Below are 19286 nucleotides of genomic sequence, written 5' to 3' on the forward strand. Positions count from 1 at the left end.
TTGTCGAACCATGAAGGAGTCCCGCGGTGCACAAGACGGTCACCAAGCTGGCCGACGGCCGGGAACTGGTCTACTACGACGCCGAGCCGGGCCTGTCCCGGGACGCCGTGGACCGGCGGCCGCTCGATCCCGCGGACAGCGCCTCCGAGATCCGCGTCGACCCGTTCACCGGCGACCCGGTGACCATCGCCGCGCACCGCCAGGGCCGGATCTACCACCCGCCGGCCGACGAGTGCCCGCTCTGCCCCTCGCGGGACGGGCGGCTGAGCGAGATCCCGGCGGACGACTACCAGGTCGCGGTCTTCGAGAACCGCTTCCCGTCGCTCGCCTCCTCCTCGGCCGCCCACGTCGTCCCCTGGGAGGAAGGCCCGTACGCGCTCGGCCCCGGCGCCGGGCGGTGCGAGGTGGTCTGCTTCACCTCCGACCACGGCGCCTCCCTCGGCGACCTCACCGAGGACCGGGCCCGCCTGGTGCTGGACGCCTGGACCGACCGCACCGCCGAGCTGTACGCCCGCCCGGACGTCCGGCAGGTCTACTGCTTCGAGAACCGCGGCGCCGACATCGGCGTGACGCTCGGCCACCCGCACGGCCAGATCTACGCCTTCCCGTTCACCACGCCGCGCACCGCCCAGGCCGTCGCCCGCGCCGCGGAGTACCGGGCGAGCACCGGGCGCAACCTCTCCGAGGACGTGCTGGCGGCCGAGCGCGCCACCGCCGGGGAGCCCGGCTCCCGGGTGGTGCTGGCCGGCGAGCACTGGACGGCGTTCGTCCCGTTCGCCGCCCGCTGGCCGTACGAGGTGCACCTCTACCCGAACCGCCGGGTCGCCGACCTCACCGCGCTGACCGAGGACGAGCGCGCCGAGTTCCCGCGGCTCTACCTCGACCTGCTGCGCCGCTTCGACCGGCTCTTCCCCGAGCCGGCCCCGTACATCGCCGCCTGGCACCAGGCGCCGCGCCCGGCCGAGGCCGAACTGGCGCTGCACCTGGAGCTGTTCACGGTGCGCCGGACCGCCACCAAGCTGAAGTACCTGGCCGGTACGGAGTCCGGGATGGGCGCGGTGATGAACGACATCCGCCCGGAGACCGCCGCCGCGACGCTGCGCGAGCTGTAACCGCCCGGTTCGGGCCGCAGGCCGCTCGGGGCGCCCCCGCCCCGGGCGGCCTGCGGCGTGCCGGGCCCGGACCGCCGAAGGCGCCGACCCGGGGTCGTACGTGCGAGAGCCGCCCGGCGCGGACCTCGCGCGCCGGGCGGCTCTCGGTGGCGGACGGCTCAGGAGACCCGGTGGGCGCCCTGCGAGGGGGTGGCGGTGAAGGTGACCGGGGCGGTGTACCCGGCCTCGGCGAAGGCGGCGTGCACGGCGTCCGCCACCGCGGCGAGCCGGTCGGTGTCCACCAGGGCGAGCACCGAGCCGCCGAAGCCGCCGCCCATCATCCGGGCGCCCAGCGCGCCGGCGGCGTTGGCGGCCGCCACCGCCAGGTCGGTCTCCGCGCAGGAGACCCGGTAGTCGTCGCGCAGCGAGGCGTGGCCCGCGGTGAGGATCGGGCCGAGGGCGCGCGGATCGCCGGCGTCCAGCGCCCGGATGGTGTCCAGGACCCGCTGGTCCTCCGTCACCACGTGCCGCAGCAGTGGGCGCAGCTCGGCGGGCAGCTTCTCCTCGGCCGCCGCCAGCTCCGCGGCCTCGACGTCGCGCAGCGCCCGCACGCCGAGCAGGTCGGCGGCCCGCTCGCAGCCCGCCCGCAGACCGGCGTAGGCGCCGTCGCCGAGGTCGTGCTTGACCCGGGTGTCGATCACCAGCAGGGTCAGGCCCACCGCCGGGAGGTCGAGCGGGACCTGACGGCCGGTCAGGTCGCGGGTGTCGAGGAAGTAGGCGTGCCCCGCGACGCAGCAGCTGGAGGCCATCTGGTCGAGCGCGCCGCAGGGCACCCCGACGAAGGCGTTCTCGGCGCGCTGGGCGATCAGCGCGCGGGCCGGGGCGTCCAGGCCGAGGCCGTACAGCTCGTCCAGGGCGATCGCGGTGGCGCACTCCAGGGCCGCGGAGGAGGAGAGTCCGGCGCCGGTCGGGACGTCGGAGTCGAAGGCCAGGTCGGCGCCGCCCACCGGGTGCCCGGCCTCCGCCAGCGCCCAGAACACGCCCGCCGGGTACGCCGCCCAGCCGGGGACCGGGCCGGGCGCCAGGTCGGCCAGCACGAGCTCGGTGACCCGCCCGTCGCCCTGGGCGCTGTACAGCCGGATCCGGCCGTCGGCGCGGCGGCGGGCGGCGACCCGGGTGGTGTGCGGGAGGGCGGCGGGCAGGACGAAGCCCTCGTTGTAGTCGGTGTGCTCGCCGATCAGGTTGATCCGGCCGGGCGCGGCCCACACGCCCTCGGGGGAGTCGCCGTAGACGGCGGTGAAGGCGGCGGCGGCATCGGTGGTCATCGGGCGGCTCCAGCGGCGTGCGACAGGTACAAGGGTAGAGCGCAATACTTCAACATATTCAAACACAGCACACCAGAGACGAACAGATGTGTACTGTCGGGTGCGGTGCGGTTCCCGGGCACTATGCTGCTGGCTTCTGCAGGATTCCGGACGGAGAAGACGGTGACCGACGGCGGACTGCTCGCGGCGCAGCGGCGGGCGCTCATCCTCGACCTGGTGCGGCGGGACGGCGCGGTGAAGGTCGCCGAACTGGTCGATCAGCTCGGCGTCTCCGACATGACGATCCGCCGCGACCTGGACGCGCTGACCCGCTCCGGCGCGGTGCAGAAGGTGTACGGCGGCGCGGTCGCCCGCACCGCCAGCGCCGACGAGCCCGGCTTCGAGGCCAAGTCGGGCCTGGAGTCCGACACCAAGGCCGCGCTCGCCGAAGCCGCCGCCGCCCTGGTGCAGCCCGGCAGCGTGGTCGCCCTCTCGGCCGGCACCACCGCGTACGCCGTCGCCGCCCGGCTGCTGGACGTCACCGGACTGACCGTGGTCACCAACTCGCTGCCGGTCGCCGAACTGGTCCGCGCCCGCGGCGAGGAGGCTCCCGCCCTGCTGCTCACCGGCGGGGCCCCCACCCGGTCCGCCGCGCTGGTCGGCCCGCTCGCCGACCAGGCCATCCGCTCGCTCCACGTCGACCTGCTGATCATCGGCGCCCACGGCGTCAGCGAGCACGCGGGCCTGACCACCCCCAACCTGGCCGAGGCCCAGACCAACCGCGCCCTGATCGCCTCCGCCAGCCGGGTCGTCGCCGTCGCCGACCACACCAAGTGGGGCGTGGTCGGCCTCAGCAGCTTCGCCGCCCTGGCCGACCTGCACACCTTCATCACCGACCAGGGCCTGCCGCCGCACGCCCGCACCGTGCTCACCGAGCAGTGCGGCGAACTCCTGGTGGTCTGACCGGGCTACGCGTTCCCGGTCAGTGGTCGGACCCGGTCCAGATCACTTCCTTGCGGTCCGACCCGGCGCCGTAGGTGAACTGGACGGTGAACGGGTCCGAGGTGCCGTTCGGCAGCGCGTAGGGCTCTTGGAGGGTGGACTCCTGGCCCGGGGCGACCGAGTCGGCGAGGAACTTCATGCCGTCGCTGCCGTCGATCACCGGGAAGAGCAGCGTGCCCTTGGCGTCCTGCACGAACGGCGAGCCCGAGCCGTACAGCGAGAGCTGCTTCGACCCGGTGTTCACCACGGTGATCTTCATCAGGACGATGGTCGCGTTCTTCGGCGCCTTGAAGACGGTCTCGTCCGGGGTGTACGGCACCAGCGGCGCCAGCGTGACCTTCAGGCCGTCCGGATAGGTGTAGGACTGGCCGATCGACAGCCGCCGGGCCTTCTGGTCCGCCGCCTGCTCCGCGGCCTTCCTGTCGCGCTCGGCCTGCAGCCGCCTGGCCTCGTCCTCGACCTTCTTGGCCTCGGCGTCCGACTGCGCCTTCTGCTGCGCCCACTGCTCGTCGGCGCGGCTGCGGGCGGCGGCCCGCTCCTGGCCGGCGGTGTGCACCTGCGCGGCGACGAACACGCCGGTGCCGACCGAGACCAGCAGGCCGAAGCCGCCCAGGATCACGCCGGTGAGCGCCATCCCGCGGTTGGTCGCCTGCCCCTTGCGGGCGTAGCCCAGGCCGACCGCGCCGAAGATCACGGCCAGCAGCGCCGGGAGCCAGGCCAGCCAGAACAGGATCACGGCCAGGCTGAGGAAGGCGCCGACGATGCCGAGCACCATCGCCGCGACGCCCTGGGAGTTGCGCGGCAGCGGCGCCGGCACCGGGTACGGGGGCCAGTACGGCGGAACGGGGACCGCACCGGGGGCGCCGATCGCGTCCTGCGGTGGCGCTCCGGCAGGACCGCCGGTCGCACCGGCGGGACCGCCTGCCGCGCCGATCGCGTCCTGGGACGTCGCTCCGGCGGGGACCGGAGCCGGCACGGCCCACGGGTTGGCGGGGGCCGGCGTCTCCTCGGGCTGCGGGTGGTCGGGCGGGACGGGAGCGGTCATGCGGCGGCGTCCTTCAGGTGCGTCGATCTGATGATCGGACATTCGATCTCAACCCCGTAGTCTGTCCTGACTCCGCGTCGGCCGTGAAATCGTTTTCCGCGGGCCCGGCAGCCACGGCCTGGTCTGGACCACTGGACGATTCGGCCGGACGCCGCGCACACTGCTGCGGTGACGCTCCGACCGCCGTACGCCGGGCTGGAACTGCATGACCTGGAGGTTCCGGACCCCGGGCTGCTCCCGTTCGCCGCCGGGACCTTCGACTCGATCGGGCCGCTCTCCCGAGCGGGGTTCCCGCACCGCCACTCCTTCTACGAGGTCGCCTACCTGACCGAGGGGAGCGGAGTGCACGTCATCGACCTGGCGGAGCACGTCATCCAGCCGCCGAACCTGTACGTGATCCTGCCCGGCCAGGTGCACCACTGGGGGCGGGCGCGCGGGCTGGACGGCTGGGTGATGCTCTTCAACGAGGACTTCCTGCACCGGCAGCCCGAGGACATCGCCCTGCTGCGCGGGCTCGCCGCCGCCACCGGCCACCGCCTCGCCGCCCGTCCGCACCGTGAACTCTCGCACCTGCTACGCGAGTTGACCGAGGAGTACCGCTACGCGGCGGAGGGTCGGCCGGGCGTCCTGCAGGCGCTGCTGCACGTCCTGCTGGTCCGCGCCCTGCGGGCGGCCCGCGCCGAGTACCCGGCCGCCACCCCGCCGAAGCCGGCCCGCCCGCTGGTCGACCGGTTCACCCGGATGATCGCCGACGCCACCCGCCCCGACCGCTCGGTGCTCGCCCTCGCCCGCGAACTCGGGGTCTCCGCCGGTTACCTGCACGAGGTGGTGAAGGAGGCGACCGGACGCACCCCGGCCCGGCTGATCCGCGAACAGCAGACCCTGGAGGCGAAGCGCCTGCTGGCGACCACCGACCTGACGGTCCGCCAGGTCGCGGCCGCGGCCGGCTTCTCGGACCCGGCGTACTTCTGCCGCTTCTTCCGACGCGAAGTCGGCTGCACGCCGGGGGAGTTCAGGGGGAGCGCGGGCTGAGCGGGGCGTGGTCCTACGGGGTGGGCGGGTGCCGGCGACGGCGCTCAGGGCCCGGGGCCGGCGCTGCGAAAAGGCGTGGAGCCGGGGCGCTTGGTCGTGCCAGGGTGCGGGCATGCATGTGTCCGACGCTGACCGGGTGCTCCGGGAACTCCACGCCACGCTCGAACGCCGCAAGCGCCCGGAGGACGTCGCGGAGCTGATCCGGGACCTGCACGCCGCCCTCGGTGGCACCCTCGACCCGGTCGCCGCGCGGGCGCTCGCCAAGGCGGCCGAGTACTCGCTGCGCAACCTCTGGCACGGCTACACGTCGATGTCCGAGGAGTTCGCCCGACCGGTCGGCGCCGCCCGTCAACTCGCCGCCGCCGCCCAGCTGTTCCCCGAGCTGCCGGAGATCCCGGCGGAGGCCGCCGACGACCCGGCGCGGATCGCCGAACTGATCCGGGCGGCCGGCCGGCAGATCGGACGGCAGGACGGGCAGGACGACTTCGGGCTCGACCGGCTGGACCGGGCCGGGCGGGCCGCCGCCGGACTCGGCGACCTCTCCGCCCGCCGGTACAACAAGCGCTTCCGGCTGCTGCTCCGGCTGGAGGCCAAACTGGTCCGGCTGATCCACGAACAGCGCCGCCGCGAGGTCACCCTCACCGGCAAGGGCGCGCTCGCCGCCCGGCTGCCGTACGACCTGTTCGCCGCCGACCCCGACACCGCCGCCTTCATCGCCTACCGCACCGCCCGCGGCCACCAGCGCAGCGTCTTCACCAACGGGCCGCAGCGCCGCGTCCACGACGAGGTCGGCGAGGCGCTGCTGGAGCGCCTGCGCGAACACCCCGACCGGACCTGCTGGTACGCCCTCGCGCACGTGCACCCCACCGCCGAGGTGCTGGCCCGGCTCAGCGACGCGGAGATCAAGCAGCTGCTGGTGCGCTGGAACGGCGTGCTGCGGGACGCGGCCGCGATGCTGGAGGCCGCCTGGCGCCGCCAGCCGATCGAACGGGCCACCATGGTGGTCCGGCGCGGGCAGGACTCCTCCACCTGGAACCAGGCCGCGCAGTGCTGGAACACCGCCCGCGACCACTGGTTCGCGCTGGTCTTCGAGCTCGGCGAGGAGCGCGTGCTGGACGTCTACTGCCCGGGCAAGGTGCCCCGGCTGATGGCCGCCGACGTCGCCGCCTGGCACCGGCGCAGCGGCGGCGGCCTGCACCCCGACACCCTGGTCTGGGCCGAACTCCCGCTGCCGTGGGAGGTGTTGCGCGGCGAGCGGACCTGTCCGCGGACCCTGGTCGAGGACGTCTGCGCCCGCCACCGGGTCGACCCCGTCGACACCGCCTGGACGGCGCCGCGCCGACCCGCCCGACCCGCCGCGTTCCGTCGCACCCCCGAACTCGTCCACGGCGTCGCCGTCTCCGACCCGCTGGTGGCCGGGCTGCTCCGCTCCGCCGGCACGTACTCGGGCAAGGCCGGCCGGGCGGCGCTCGCCGAGTGGCTCTGAACCCCGGCCCGGGCCGCGCCCGGCGGATGGCTCCGAACCCCGGCCCGGGCCGCGCCCGGCGGACCCGAATCCCGGCCTCCGGTAATCCGTTTGACGGTCCCTCGGGCTCGTACCAGGATCACCGCGGCGGCGTGGAAGCTCTGCGGAGGAGCGCCCGGCTCTGACTTCCGGGTGGCCGCAGGTTCGAATCCTGCCCACGCCGCCGCCTCGCCCTCGCGCGGCGGCTGAGGAATGCACCACGTCCCGCCGCTCGCGTCCATCGACGGCGGTGCGGGCAGGGCCTAGCGTCGGAGCCACCCCCACAAGCGCCGCCGCGCCCGCACCCGATCACTCAAGGTGTCATGTCCCGACCAATGAACCCGTGGCGGGCGGCGACCATCGAGGCACCCGAACGGAGAGCCATGCCCACTCCGCCCCACCAACCCCTCGGCGAGCGGCAGTTCAGCCGCAAGAGCCTGCTCAAGGCGGCCGCGCTGGCCGGTGCCGCGCCCCTGCTGCTCGGCGGCGGCACCGCCCTGGCCCGCGACGCCGTGGGCGGCTCGGCGCCGCTCACCCCCGACTGCCACGACGGGGACGCCCCCACCGAGGAGCAGATCGAGGGCCCCTACTTCAAGCCGGGCTCCCCGCTGCGCACCAACCTGGTCACCCCCGGCACCGCGGGCACCCCGCTGACCGTCAGCGGGTACGTCTTCGGGCGCAACTGCCTGCCGGTCTCCGGTGCGCTGCTGGACTTCTGGCAGGCCGACACCAACGGGAACTACGACAACAGCGGGTACACCTTCCGCGGCCACCAGTTCAGCACGACCAACGGCGCGTTCACCCTGACCACGGTCGTGCCCGGCCTCTACCCCGGCCGCACCCGGCACATCCACGTCAAGGTGCAGGCCCCCGGGCAGCCGATCCTCACCACGCAGCTGTACTTCCCGAACGAGCCGCGCAACTCCACCGACACCATCTTCGACCCGGACCTGGTGATGACGGTCCGCCAGGTCGGCAACGGGCGCGAGGCCGGCTTCGACTTCGTGCTCAACGTGAACGGGACGCCCGCGCCCAGCACCAGCCCCAGCGGCAGCCCCACCCAGGGCTCGCCCAGCCCCAGTCCCAGCCCCAGCACCTCCGGCGGCACCACCACCTGGCAGGTCGGCGCCAGCTACCGGGTCGGGGACCTGGTCACCTACGGCGGCCTCGGCTACGCCTGCATCCAGGCGCACACCGCCTACCCCGGCTGGGAGCCGCCGAACGTCCCCGCCCTGTGGGCCCGCCGCTGACCCGGCGCACCCGGTCCCGCCGCTGACCGCACCCCCACCCCGCGCCCCACGCGCGAGGGCGGTCAGCGGCGGCCCACCCCCACGAACCGGCGGCCCGGGTCCGCTCCCGCGGAGGGGAAACCGGCGAGCTCCCCGGGCCGCCGCCCGCGCCATGGCGCGCCCCGGACGCGGGGTGCCCCGGGCCGCCATGGCGCACCCGCGGCAGGACCGCTCGCGGCCCGCGCCGAGCCCGGCTTCCCGCCGGCCGGCCCGCTCCGGCCGTTGACTAGACTGCGCGGCGATCACGGGACGGACGGCGGGGGCGGGGCGCGATGCGAAGGATGAGCGGACTGGGACGGGCAGCGGTGATCGCGGCGGTCCTCGGCGTACTGATCGCCGGCGTCGGCACCTGGTACGCGCGTTCCGGCGCCGACGTCCGGGCCTACACGGTCGGCGGCAACGACATGGCCCCGGCGTACCACAAGGGCCAGCGGGTGGTGCTGTCCCGGATCGACGCCGGGCAGGTCCGCCGCGGCGACGCGGTGGTCTTCCGGGCCCGGACCGGCCCGCAGGACGGCGACGACTCCGCGCACTTCAAGCGGGTGGTCGCGCTCGGCGGCGACCACCTCACCCAATGCGGCGGCCAGCCGCTCCAGTTGAACGGCACGCCGGTCGACGAGCCGTACCTGCAGGGCCGGCCGGTGAACGACGGCCGCTGCATCGACGTCACCGTCCCCGAGGGCCGGATGTACCTGCTCGGCGACCACCGCGGCGACTCGCTGGACTCCCGCTACTGGACCGAACTCCCGCAGGGCACCGTCCCGTTGTCCGCAGTCGAGGCCCGCGACGACGGCGCCTCGGCGAACCCGCTGATCGTCGGCGCCCTGCTGGCCCTGCTCGGTGTGCTGCTGCTCCCGCTCTCCGGGATCCTCGCCCTGGCCGCCTGGCTGGTCCGCCGCAACGCCCGCCGCCGCCCGCCCGTCGGGTGGCCCGCGGTCGCCAACCAGGCGGTGCCGCAGGCCGGTTCGCAGCCCGCCGACACGCCCTGACCCGTACGCCGGCGCGCACTGTCGGCGGTCGCGTCTACCATGCCGCCCATGCGAGCATCCGGAACCTTCACCGTCGCCGAGTTCACCCCCGCCGAGACGCCCGACGGCGGCGTCGAGACCGCCGTGGCGGTCGGCCTGGCCACCATGCGCAAGGAGTTCGAGGGCGAGATCGCCGGACGCGCGGCGACCCTCTTCACCGCCGCCTTCGACCACGCCGCGGGCGTCGGCACCTACCTCGCCATGGAGTCCTTCACCGGCCGACTCCACGACGCGGAGGGCGCGTTCAACTTCGCCCACTCCGCCACCACGCTCGGCACCTCCCGGGACGGCGAGTACTTCGTCATCGTCCCCGGCAGCGGCACCGCCGCGCTCGCGGGCATCACCGGCACCGGCGGCATCGTGATCGACGAGGACGGCACCCACCGCATCTGGCTGGACTACGAACTCGCCTGACCCGCCACGGGTGGTGACGCTCCGTCAGGCGGAGCGTCGCGCCTCGCGGGCCCACGCGCACAGCACCGGCACGCAGCGCTCCGCGAAGTACTCGTAGTCCGCCGCGGTGTTGTAGACGTGCGTGGAGAGCCGGAAGTAGCCCACGCCGCCGAAGCTGGTGAACGCCGCCTCGACGCCGAACTCGGCGGCCAGCCGGTCGCGCAGCCCGTTCGCGGAGGCGGTGTCCCGGCCCACGCCGGCCGGCAGGCGGACCAGCCGCAGCGCGCTCGCCGGCATCCCGACCTCGACGCCGGCCGGCTCGCCGATCGCCTCCGAGACCGCGGCACCGATCAACTCCTCCGCGTAGTCCGCGAGTTCGGTCATGTACCGGCGGGCCTCGGCCCAACCCCACTGCTGCGCGACGAAGTCCAGCGCGGCGGGGGCGGCCAGATAGGACGTCAGATCCAGCGTGCCCTGGGTGTCGAAGCGCTCGGGGAAGGGCTGCTCGGCGCCCCAGGAGTCGATCAACGGGTAGAGCTGCTCCCGGAGTTCACCACGCGCGACGAGCGCCGCGGTGCCGCGCGGGGCACAGCCGAACTTGTGCAGGTTGCCCACCCAGACGTCGCACTCCACACCGGCCAGCGGGTCCGCCGCCAGCCCGGGCACGTGCGCGCCGTCCACCAGCAGCGGGATGCCCCGCTCGCGGGCCGCCGTGCCGACGGCACCCACGGGCATCCAGCGCGCCGTCGCGGAGGTGATGTGGTCCAGCACGATCAGCGCCGTCCGGTCCGTCACCCCGTCCAGCACCGCCGCCGCGGCCTCCTCCGGGCCCGCCGCCAGCGGGACGTGCACCGTCCGGACCGCGCCGCCCCAGCGCCGCGCGAGCCGCTCCGCGCCCATCGTGACGGCACCGTACCCGTGGTCGGTGACCAGGATCTCGCCGCCCGGCCGGTCCGGCAGGCCCTGGTAGACGACGCTCGCCCCCGCGCTCGCGTTCGGCACCAACGCCAACTTCCCGGCGCCCACGCCCAGGAACCCCGCCACCGCGGCCCGCGCCTGCGCCACCCGCCCCGGCAGCGCCGGGAACCACAGCACCGGCGCGGCCTCCATGCTCTCCCGCCACCGCGCCTGCTCCCGCTGCGCCGCCACCGGCACCGCCCCGAACGACCCGTGGTTCAGGTGCCGCACCGCGGGGTCCAGCGACCATCCGGCCACCGCCGGCCGCCCGTCCTGCAGAACCAACGCCTCCGGCGCGACCGCGGCACCCACGACACTCCTCCGCTCCCCGCCACGGCGACACCCGCCCGGCGACCTGCGGAGATCCTTGCACGGACGATCCCCGCGGCCGGGGTCAGGGCCGGACGGCGCCCATGTACGGCATGACGTCCATGTCGACGATCTCGACGTTCTTGCCGGTGCGCGGGGCGTGCAGGAGCTTGCCGTTGCCGATGTAGATGCCGACGTGGTGCAGGTCCGAGTAGTAGAAGAGCAGGTCGCCGGGCTGGATGTCGGCCTTGGCGATGCGCTTGCCCGCGTTCCACTGGTCCTGCGAGACGCGGGGGAGACTGACCCCGCCGGCCTTGAACGCCATCTGCGTCAGACCGGAGCAGTCGTACGAGTTCGGGCCCTCGGCGCCCCACGCGTAGGGCTTGCCGAGCTGGGCGTAGGCGAAGTCCAGGATCGCCTTGACCTGCCCGGTGGCCGGTCCGGTGTACGACTGGGGCCGGGCCGAACTGCGGGACGCGGTTGCGGAGCCGTCGCCGAGGACGCGGGCCCGGTCGGCGGCCTTGAGGGTGGCGAGGATCCGGCCGGCCTCGCTCAGCTTGGCCTGCACCTCGGTCTTCTTCGCGCTCAACAGGCTGCGGGCCTGGTCGAGTTCGGTGAGCTTGGCGGCGGTCTCGGCGCGCTCCTGGTCGATCGACTGCTGTAGTCGCCTCGCGGTGCGCAGCGCCTCGACCTGCTGCCCGTCGGCGAGCCGCTGCAGGCCGGCCTGCGCCAGGTACGCGTCGGGGGAGGAGCTGAGCACCAGTTGGACGCTCGGGTCGAGGCCGCCGCTGCGGTACTGCTCGGCGGCCAACGCGCCCAGGGTCTCCTGCAGCCGGAGGATCCGGTCCTGCTGTCCGGCCAGGCGCTCCTGCAGCCGGGCGGCCTCGGTCTGGAGCTGCTTGGAGCGCTCCTCGACCTTGTTGTACTGCTCGGTGGCCGCCTCGGCCTCTTCGTAGAGGCCGTCCACCTTGGCCTTGACCTGGTCGAGGCTTGGCGCGGGCTCGGCCCCGGCGTTCGCCGCCGGCAGCAGGACGGCGGCACCGGCGGCCGCGCCGAGCACGGTGAGGCGGGCGCGTCCGGCGGGCCGGGGCCTGCGGTGGTTTCCCATCGGCTGCGGTCTCTCCTCGGGTCGGGCACCCGCCGTCCGGGCGATCACTACGAGACAACTTAGTAGTTCAGTAGAAGGCCCGGCAAGCCACCCCCCACCCACTACGATGAGCGGGCCAACAGCGGCGGAGGGCCAGGAACGGAGCGGAGCGGCGGTGCGCAGACTCGGCGAACTCGAGGCGGAGATCATGGACCGCCTGTGGACCTGGGACCGCCCGGCCACCGTCCGGGAGATCGTCGACGACCTCAACCGGACCCGCCCGCTCGCCTACACCACGGTGATGACGGTCGCCGACATCCTGCACCGCAAGGGCCTGCTGCGCCGCGAGAAGTCCGGCCGGGCCTGGAGCTACCGGCCCGCCTGGACCCGCGAGAGCTACACCGCGGCCCTGATGCGCGACGTCCTCGGCGAGAGCCCCGACCCGACCGCCGCCCTGGCCCGCCTGGTCGAACAGCTCACCCCCGACGAACTCGCCGCGCTGCGCGCCGCGATGGACTCGGTCGGCCGCGAGCAACCCGAGGGCGACCGGTGATCGCGGCGCTGGCACTGCTCGGCTACGCACTGGTGGTCGGCGTGCTCGCCCCGCTGCCCCTCGCCCGGGCGGGCTGGACGCACCGGGCGCCGCGGCTGGCGGTGGCGCTCTGGCAGGGCCTGGCCCTCTCCTTCCTCACCGCGCTGGTGCTGGCGGCCCATCACCTCGCCGTCCCCGGCGCCCACCTGAACGCCGGACTGGTCGGCCTGCTGCACGCCTGCGGCGTCGCCCACCCCACCGGACTGCTGCCCGGCGGCCCCGCCGAGGCCTGGCGGCTGCTGCCGGCCGCCGCCGCGGCGCTCTGGCCGCTCGGCTGGTTCGCGGTGCTGCTGCGCCGCACCCGCCGGCACCGTCGCCGCCACCGCGAGGTGCTCGACCTGGTGGCCGCCCGCGAACCGGGACTGGGCGCGCTGGTGCTGGAGCACGCCGTCCCAGCCGCGTACTGCCTGCCCGGGCGGCGGTCCCGGATCGTGCTCACCCGCGGCGCGCTCGACCTGCTGACGCCCGATCAGATCGCCGCGGTGCTGGCCCACGAGCGAGCCCACGTGGCCGGGCGGCACCACCTGGCCCGGACCGCCGCCGACGCGCTGGCCAAGGCCTTCCCGTTCCTGCCGCTGGCCCGCCTCGGCGCCCGGGAGACCGCGCTGCTCCTGGAGATGGCCGCCGACGACCGCGCGGTGCGCCGCCACCCGCGCACCGTGCTGGCCGCCGCGATGTACCGCGTCGCCGACGGCCAGGTCCCGCACACCGCATTCGCCGCCGGCGGCCCCGACGCACTGGTGCGAGTCCGCCGCCTGCTCACCCCCGCCCCCGCCCCCCACCCCGCCCTCCGCACCGCCGCCGCCCTCACCACCGCCACCGCCCCGATCCTCCCCCTCCTCCTCACCTGCACCCCCTGACCCACCCCGCCCGGGACTCCCTGGCCTGCGGCGCCGGCCAGGGTGGGTTTGCTTCGTTACGGCGGCAGCCTGTGCGGGGGAGTGCTGGCCTACGGCGTCGGCCTGGCGGGGGACTGCTTGCCTGCGGCGCTGGCCCGGAGGGGATTGTTGGCGGCTCTCCCGTAGTCCATGGCCGCCGTGCCCGCGGCTGGGTGTCGGTTACCAGGCGGTGCCTGCGTGCGGGCGGGTCCACAGGGAGACCTGGAGGGTGACTGCCTTGAACCAGGCCTGGTGCATGGCCTCCACCTGCTCTGCGGGGTGTCCCTTCGCGGCCAGGAACGGTCGCATGGTGGCGGTGATCGGGTAGATGAAGGCGATCAGGTAGCGCAGGGGGACCTCCGCTGCTGAGCGTGCGCCGTCGGTGCGGTTCTTCCCGGCTGCGGTGTGGCGGCGGCCGATCTCCTCCTGCTGGGCCAACCACCGCTCGTCGTAGGGGCGTTCGCAGGTGTCCCGGATCCACTGGCCGAACCGCGGTCGCACCGCCGCCAGGTATGCGCCGATCGGCTCGCCCTCGGGCGTGGCGAAGTACGCCACCAGGTGCGGGTGCGAGCCGACGAAGCCGTACCAGACGTCCAGCACCTGCTCGACCTGGTCCTCCAGCACCTGCCCGGCCAGTCGCAGTGCCGCCCGGTCGTCCTCGGTGAACAGCACCGAGGCGGTGAGCTTCGCCAACTCCTCGGCGCCGACCGGCGACTGGGGCTGCGCCGGGTCGTCGTAGCGGTAACCGGGAATCGTGGGAGCGGACATGACGGGTCCTCGCTTTCGTGGGAGCGACGGGAAATGGTCGATCGCTAGGACTCCTCACTGAAAAATCGATGAGGAGTCCTAACTGCCACGACGCTAGCCCGCCCGCGCCGGATCGCGCAAGCATCCCCCGGGCCGGGCAGGCGGATTGACCGACCGTCAGCCCGCCTGGTGCTCGGGGCAGTCCACCCGCAGCGCCTCGGGCGCCAGTGGCGAGTGCAGCAGGTCGCACCAGTCGCCGTCGGCCTCGGTGCGGTGGAAGCGGCAGGTCAGGCAGGTCCGGGCGACGGTGATCCGGCCGGTGCGGTGCAGTGAGGCGATCGCCTCCAGCAGTACCCGCAGCGCGCCGGCCTGCTCGGCGTCCGAGGCGGTGCCGAGCCCGGCCGCCAGCGGCTCGCTCCAGTGGTGCAGGCGCTCCGCGACATCCCGGCCCGGCGCGGTCGGCAGCCAGGCCGCGCGCCGCGAGTCGCCGGGATCGGGCACCGACTCCAGCAGGCCCTTGCGGACCAGCGCCGCGGCCGCGTCGCTCACCGTCGGCGCCGACACCTCCAGCCAGCGGGCGAACGACCCCGTGGACTGCGGTCCCGCGCCCGGCGTGGTGACGCGGAGCAGCAGCTGCGCCTGGGTCACCGACAGGCCCTCACGCCGCGCGGCGTCCCGCAGCATCGCCCGCCCGGCGTCCCCGAGCCGCTCGATCGCGTCGATCAGCCGCCGGTCCAACCCGCGCTCCGCCACACCGCTCCCCTCCGGCCCGCCCACCGCGGCGGCCCCCTGCCCCACCCCACCCGGCCGGGGCAGGGGGCCGCCCAGTCTAGTGGCCGCTCCCGCCCGTGGAACCGAACGCGACCCGCCCACCCGAGCGGTCCGGGCGAACGGGTCGAATCCCAGCGTCATGCGTCCTACGTCGTGCGTCATGCGTCATGCGTCCTACGTCGTGCGTCATGCGTCATGCGTCCTACGTCGTGCGTCAGACGTCGAACGTCGTGCGGCGCGGGCCTACAGCGGAGTGGGCTTGATCATCGCGAACGGCGCGCCCTGCGGGTCGGCGACCACGGTCATCCGGCCGGCCATCATGTCGAACGGCGGGGCCAGCACCGAGCCGCCGGAGCGGACCAGGGCGTCCACCATGGAGTCGGTGTCGTCCACCGCGAAGTAGGTCAGCCAGTGCGGCGGGGTGCCGGGCGGGTCGTTGTCCTGGGTCATCGCCCCGGCCACGGCCCGGCCGCCGACCCGCATCTCCCAGTACTTCTCGGCGCCCTCCATCGGCACCACCTCGATGCCGAGCGCCTCGCCGTAGAAGGCGGTGGCGGCCTCGACGTCGGTGGTGTGCAGCTCGTTCCAGGTCACCGCGCCGGCCTCGTTGACCACCTGCGCGCCGAAGAACTCGCCCGGCTGCCAGACGCCGAACACCGCGCCCTGCGGGTCCGCGGCGATCAGCATCCGCCCGAGCGCGCCGACGTCCATCACCGGGGCGAGCAGGGTGCCGCCCGCGCCGACGATCGCGTCCTGGGTGGCCTGCGCGTCGGTGGTGGCGAGGTAGGTGGTCCACACGGTCGGCGGCTCGGGCATCCCTTCGGGCGCCATCGCCGGGCCGATGCCGGCCGCGGCCTTGCCGTCCAGCTCGCAGACCGCGTACCCGCCGAACTCGGCCGGTCCGGGCTGGCCCTGCCAGCCGAACAGGTCGCGGTAGAAGTCCAGCGCCGCCTGCTGGTCCTTCGCCATCAGATCGACCCAGCACGGAATGCCGGTCGCGTACGGAGTGGTGACTTCGGGCATCTGTCGCTCTTTCTGGTGAGGCCCCCGCCTGCGTCCCCCGCCTGCCACCCTCGCGTCGCCGCCCGGAATCCGCCACTCGGGCACCGCCTGCCAGGGGGGTCCTGACGGTCGCTCAGGCGGGGAGCCGGGTCAGCGCGATCAGCGCGATGTCGTCGGCGAGGTGGTGGGTCCAGTCCCGGACGTCCGCGGCCAGGTCGCGGACCAGCTCGCGCGGGTCGGCGGCGCGCAGCGCGGCCAGCCGCTCGCCGAGCGGGTAGAACTCGCCGGAGGAGTTGCGAGCCTCGCTGAGCCCGTCGGTGTGCAGCAGCAGCGCCGAGCCGTCCGGCAGTGCCAGCGGGGTGGGGACGGGGGCCGGGCCGGCGCCCAGGGCGCCGAAGCCGAGCGGCAGCATCGCGGGCACCGGGGTGTCGCGGACCTCGCGGGCGTCCACCCGCAGTGGGGTGAGGTGCCCGCAGTTGACCACCTCGACCTGGTCGACGCCGTCGCGGTGCTGGAGCAGCAGCGCGGTGGCGAACAGCTCGTCGTCGCGGCGGGCGGCGGCCAGCCGGGTCAGCTGCCGGTCCAGGCGGGCGGCCAGTTCGCCGAGGTCGGCGGTCTCGTGGGCCTGCGAGCGGAAGCAACCGAGCAGGTCGGTGACGGTCTGGACGGCCTGCAGGCCCTTGCCGCGGACGTCGCCGATCAGCAGCCGGGTGCCGTGCGGGGTGCGCAGCGCCTCGATGAAGTCGCCGCCGATGCCGGTGCCCGCGGTGGCCGGCTGGTAGTGCCCGACCAGCCGCAGCTCGCCGAGGCGGTCCGGGATCGGGTGCAGCACCGCCTCCTGCAGCGCGATCTCGCTCGCCCGCACCCGGGCGAGGCGCTCCGACTGCTGCCGGCGGCTCCACGCCGCCACGCCCATCGCCGCGCCCACCGCGAGCGCCGCCACCGACGCCCCCGGGCGGTCCGCCACCCGCGCACCAGCGAGCGCCTCCAGCAGGACGTGCTGCAGTCCGGCCGCGGCCGCCACCGTCACCGCCACCACCGGGCGGCCCAGCAGCATCGCGACCAGCGCGACCACCGCCGTCGCCACCCACAGCACCTCGTCGAGCCCGCCCGGGCTGCCGTCGCCGGTCAGCAGTGCCGAACTGCCCGGCACGGCCTGCCCCAGCACCCCGCCGAACAGGATCGCCATCGGGTACAGCGCCAGCGCCGACGCCCGGTTGCGATCCGGCAGCGCGGCCAGGAACCCCGCCAGGTACGGGATCTGCGCCAGCACCATGCCGAAGCCGACCAGCACCGCCACCGCGCCCGCCACCAGCGCCGCCTGCCCCGGCTCGGCGGGCAGGAAGTGCAGCGCTGCCAGCCCGACCGCCGCCAGCGGCAGGCCCAGCGAGGCGCCGGTCAGCGGCGTCGGCCGCCAGTGCCGGGCCATCAGGCCCGCCGCGAGCATGCCCAGGCCGTACCCCGAGATCGACAGCGTCATCTGCTGCACCGACACCCCGCGCGCCGCCAGCAGCACCGGAACCGCCGCGGTCAGCGCCAGCTGGGTGAACCCGAGCGTCAGGCCCGCCGCCGCCGCGCCGCCCGCCGCGCGGGCCGGGACCCCCGTGGGCGCGGGCCGACGGTCCGTCAGCACCGCCCAGGCCCGGCCGCCCGCGAACAGCGCCGCCGTACCGGCCAGCAGCGCGCCCACCCACGCGTTCGGCCAGCCCCACAGCGGGCCCAGCTCCAGCCCGGCGACCAGCAGCAGCGCCGCCACCGCGAGGCCCGGGCCGACGAACGCCGTGCCGCGCGGCCGGGGCGTCCGGACGGCGGCGGGGGCGGGCACCAGCCGTAGCGAGGCCACCGCCAGCAGCAGCGCCGCCGCCGGGATCACCGCCTCGCCCAGCCGCCAGCCCGCCGCGGCGTCCACCCGTACGGCGAGGTTCACGCCCAGGACGAACACCGCCGCGACGGCTGCCACCGCGCCGCCCACCACGCCGGTGATCCGGCCCGGCAGGTTCAGCACCGGGATCGACGCCAGCGCCGCGAGCAGCACCCCGGCCGAGGCCCCGTCCTCCAGGGCCCGCCCGGCCAGGTACATCCAGGTGTGTCCGGCCGCCGCGGTCAGCGCGCCGCCCGCCGCGACCAGGCCCAGGCACCAGCGCAGCACCCGCGGCCACCCCCAGCGGTCCACCGCGCGGCCGGCTCCCAGCAGCGCCGTCAGCATCGCCAGCGCCACCGCCAGCTGGGCGGCCACCGCGTCCCGGCGGCCGATCCCGAACTCCGCCGCCGCTCCGGCCGTCATCGCTCCGTGCATCAGCGGCAGCAGCACACAGAGCGAGGCGGCGGCCGCGAGCAGGAAGCGCACGGCGCGCCGCGGGGTGCCGGTCACCTGGGCCTCCTTCGGCAGGTCTCGTGAAAGCCAGGGTTTCAGAGACCCGGGAGGGCCAGAAGGGAAGAAGGTCACATTCGTACTATTTATTGCTTATGTCCTGGTTTGCGCCAGCCTGGACGTTCTCGGCCCGGCGGCGGGTGTGCTCACGCCCTCCGGGTGGCGAGCAGCAGGCCGGTCGAGCAGTCGAGGTACGTCGCGTGCAGGTCGGGGTGGGCGAGGAGGTGGGTGGTGAGGGCGGCGGCCTTGGGGGCGTGGTCGGCGGGCCAGGCGGGCTGGGGGAGGAGGTCGTCGACCAGGTAGGTCGCGCCGGGGGCCAGTAGGGCCAGGGCCTGCTCGAGGTGGGTGAACTTGCCGGGCCAGGTGTCGGCGAAGATCAGGTCGAACCGACGGCCCGCGAGGCGGTCGAGCAGGGCGGCGCCGTCGTCCTGGACGAGTTCGATGCGCGGGTCGGCGCCGAGGTGCGAGGTGGCGACGGCGACCAGTGCGGGGTCCTGCTCGACGGTCAGCAGGGTGGCGTCGGGGGTCATCCCGCTGAGCAGCCACGCGGCGCCGACGCCCGCGCCGGTCCCGAGCTCCAGGATGCGGCCGCCGGGGCGGGCGGCGGCGAGGCTGCGCAGCAGCTGACCGGTGGTCAGGTCGCAGGACATCTCGAAGCCCAGCGCGGTGCAGGACGCGGTGATCGCGGCGAGCACGGCGGGGTGGCTGTCCGGGGTGAGCGGGCGGGTGTCGGTCACGACGGTCCTTCCGGTCGGCGAGTGGCCGACACGGTAGTGACCGCCCGCCGCCCCGGCCCGGAATTCCGCAGGGTGGACACCGCCCGACGGCTTGGGCCGTCCGGGGGAGTGCGGGCGTGGGATCGGACGGTTGATCACACCGGTGCC

At 75.0% G+C, this 19286-nt stretch carries 18 protein-coding genes and 1 tRNA gene; 10 read left to right on the plus strand and 9 right to left on the minus strand.

Translation table 11 applies throughout. From position 1 onward, the window contains the following. The first annotated feature begins 26 nt into the window (after positions 1–26). Entirely contained in the window at positions 27–1112 is a 1086-nt protein-coding gene (gene galT, locus AB0K51_RS07415) for a galactose-1-phosphate uridylyltransferase (RefSeq protein WP_363451552.1), read from the plus strand. 158 nt (positions 1113–1270) lie between these two features. Here galT and galK read toward each other — a convergent pair whose 3' ends face one another. Next, positions 1271–2416 (minus strand): galactokinase, encoded by a 1146-nt coding sequence (galK, locus tag AB0K51_RS07420; RefSeq protein ID WP_363451554.1) that lies wholly within the window; start codon positions 2414–2416, stop codon positions 1271–1273. Positions 2417–2578: 162 nt separating this feature from the next. Between galK and AB0K51_RS07425 the strand changes: the two genes are divergently transcribed. Next, positions 2579–3358, plus strand: coding sequence for a DeoR/GlpR family DNA-binding transcription regulator (locus AB0K51_RS07425; RefSeq protein ID WP_363451556.1), 780 nt, complete (start codon positions 2579–2581; stop codon positions 3356–3358). 19 nt (positions 3359–3377) lie between these two features. Here the strand turns inward: AB0K51_RS07425 and AB0K51_RS07430 are convergent, their stop codons facing one another. Then, on the minus strand, positions 3378–4442 hold the full coding sequence (locus tag AB0K51_RS07430) for a hypothetical protein (protein ID WP_363451558.1): 1065 nt from the start codon (positions 4440–4442) through the stop codon (positions 3378–3380). Positions 4443–4610: 168 nt separating this feature from the next. Between AB0K51_RS07430 and AB0K51_RS07435 the strand changes: the two genes are divergently transcribed. The 6 genes from AB0K51_RS07435 (at position 4611) to AB0K51_RS07460 (ending at position 9709) form a co-directional block, all read left to right on the plus strand. Beyond that, a complete protein-coding gene (locus tag AB0K51_RS07435) occupies positions 4611–5474 on the plus strand; it encodes a helix-turn-helix domain-containing protein (protein ID WP_363451560.1) in 864 nt (287 codons plus the stop codon). Between the two features lie 112 nt (positions 5475–5586). Further along, a complete protein-coding gene (locus tag AB0K51_RS07440) occupies positions 5587–6960 on the plus strand; it encodes a hypothetical protein (protein WP_363451562.1) in 1374 nt (457 codons plus the stop codon). 128 nt (positions 6961–7088) lie between these two features. Next, a tRNA-Gln gene (locus tag AB0K51_RS07445) sits at positions 7089–7162 on the plus strand. Positions 7163–7361: 199 nt separating this feature from the next. Next, positions 7362–8228, plus strand: a complete 867-nt coding sequence (locus tag AB0K51_RS07450) for a carbohydrate-binding protein (protein ID WP_363451564.1) — start codon at positions 7362–7364, stop codon at positions 8226–8228. 320 nt (positions 8229–8548) lie between these two features. Continuing rightward, positions 8549–9256 (plus strand): signal peptidase I, encoded by a 708-nt coding sequence (gene lepB, locus AB0K51_RS07455; protein WP_363451566.1) that lies wholly within the window; start codon positions 8549–8551, stop codon positions 9254–9256. Between the two features lie 48 nt (positions 9257–9304). After that, entirely contained in the window at positions 9305–9709 is a 405-nt protein-coding gene (locus AB0K51_RS07460) for a DUF3224 domain-containing protein (RefSeq protein WP_363451568.1), read from the plus strand. A 24-nt stretch (positions 9710–9733) separates the two neighbouring features. Here the strand turns inward: AB0K51_RS07460 and AB0K51_RS07465 are convergent, their stop codons facing one another. Together AB0K51_RS07465 and AB0K51_RS07470 are read right to left on the minus strand one after the other, a co-directional pair. Further along, the gene (locus AB0K51_RS07465; RefSeq protein ID WP_363451570.1) at positions 9734–10957 is read right to left on the minus strand and encodes an aminotransferase class V-fold PLP-dependent enzyme; all 1224 of its coding nucleotides are present in this window, start codon (positions 10955–10957) and stop codon (positions 9734–9736) included. 82 nt (positions 10958–11039) lie between these two features. Then, complete coding sequence (locus AB0K51_RS07470; protein WP_363451572.1) at positions 11040–12062, minus strand: NlpC/P60 family protein; 1023 nt, start codon at positions 12060–12062, stop codon at positions 11040–11042. A gap of 154 nt (positions 12063–12216) precedes the next feature. On the opposite strand from AB0K51_RS07470, the gene AB0K51_RS07475 reads away from it, so the two are divergent. After that, positions 12217–12594, plus strand: a complete 378-nt coding sequence (locus AB0K51_RS07475; RefSeq protein ID WP_363451574.1) for a BlaI/MecI/CopY family transcriptional regulator — start codon at positions 12217–12219, stop codon at positions 12592–12594. Continuing rightward, positions 12591–13493: a M56 family metallopeptidase gene (locus tag AB0K51_RS07480; protein ID WP_363451576.1), complete on the plus strand. Its 903-nt coding sequence runs from the start codon at positions 12591–12593 to the stop codon at positions 13491–13493. Before AB0K51_RS07475 ends, AB0K51_RS07480 begins: the two co-directional genes overlap by 4 nt. A 198-nt stretch (positions 13494–13691) precedes the next feature. Here the strand turns inward: AB0K51_RS07480 and AB0K51_RS07485 are convergent, their stop codons facing one another. From AB0K51_RS07485 to AB0K51_RS07505, 5 genes are all read right to left on the minus strand, one after another. Further along, positions 13692–14279, minus strand: coding sequence for a protoglobin domain-containing protein (locus AB0K51_RS07485; RefSeq protein WP_363451578.1), 588 nt, complete (start codon positions 14277–14279; stop codon positions 13692–13694). A gap of 156 nt (positions 14280–14435) precedes the next feature. Then, positions 14436–15011: a MarR family winged helix-turn-helix transcriptional regulator gene (locus tag AB0K51_RS07490; protein WP_363451580.1), complete on the minus strand. Its 576-nt coding sequence runs from the start codon at positions 15009–15011 to the stop codon at positions 14436–14438. 261 nt (positions 15012–15272) lie between these two features. Continuing rightward, entirely contained in the window at positions 15273–16052 is a 780-nt protein-coding gene (locus AB0K51_RS07495; RefSeq protein WP_363451582.1) for a VOC family protein, read from the minus strand. Positions 16053–16164: 112 nt separating this feature from the next. Next, positions 16165–18402: a PP2C family protein-serine/threonine phosphatase gene (locus tag AB0K51_RS07500; RefSeq protein ID WP_363451584.1), complete on the minus strand. Its 2238-nt coding sequence runs from the start codon at positions 18400–18402 to the stop codon at positions 16165–16167. A gap of 146 nt (positions 18403–18548) precedes the next feature. After that, positions 18549–19139: a class I SAM-dependent methyltransferase gene (locus AB0K51_RS07505; RefSeq protein ID WP_363451586.1), complete on the minus strand. Its 591-nt coding sequence runs from the start codon at positions 19137–19139 to the stop codon at positions 18549–18551. Positions 19140–19286: the final 147 nt, after the last annotated feature.

It is taken from the genome of Kitasatospora sp. NPDC049285, from assembly GCF_040678815.1.
Taxonomy (GTDB): domain Bacteria; phylum Actinomycetota; class Actinomycetes; order Streptomycetales; family Streptomycetaceae; genus Kitasatospora.

What these genes read in the sequence shown, in the direction of transcription:
- galK (WP_363451554.1), bottom strand. Translation starts at nt 2,416, where the DNA reads ATGACCACCGATGCCGCCGCCGCCTTCACCGCCGTCTACGGCGACTCC.
- AB0K51_RS07430 (WP_363451558.1), bottom strand. Translation starts at nt 4,442, where the DNA reads ATGACCGCTCCCGTCCCGCCCGACCACCCGCAGCCCGAGGAGACGCCG.
- AB0K51_RS07440 (WP_363451562.1), top strand. Translation starts at nt 5,587, where the DNA reads ATGCATGTGTCCGACGCTGACCGGGTGCTCCGGGAACTCCACGCCACG.
- AB0K51_RS07450 (WP_363451564.1), top strand. Translation starts at nt 7,362, where the DNA reads ATGCCCACTCCGCCCCACCAACCCCTCGGCGAGCGGCAGTTCAGCCGC.
- lepB (WP_363451566.1), top strand. Translation starts at nt 8,549, where the DNA reads ATGAGCGGACTGGGACGGGCAGCGGTGATCGCGGCGGTCCTCGGCGTA.
- AB0K51_RS07460 (WP_363451568.1), top strand. Translation starts at nt 9,305, where the DNA reads ATGCGAGCATCCGGAACCTTCACCGTCGCCGAGTTCACCCCCGCCGAG.
- AB0K51_RS07470 (WP_363451572.1), bottom strand. Translation starts at nt 12,062, where the DNA reads ATGGGAAACCACCGCAGGCCCCGGCCCGCCGGACGCGCCCGCCTCACC.
- AB0K51_RS07485 (WP_363451578.1), bottom strand. Translation starts at nt 14,279, where the DNA reads ATGTCCGCTCCCACGATTCCCGGTTACCGCTACGACGACCCGGCGCAG.
- AB0K51_RS07495 (WP_363451582.1), bottom strand. Translation starts at nt 16,052, where the DNA reads ATGCCCGAAGTCACCACTCCGTACGCGACCGGCATTCCGTGCTGGGTC.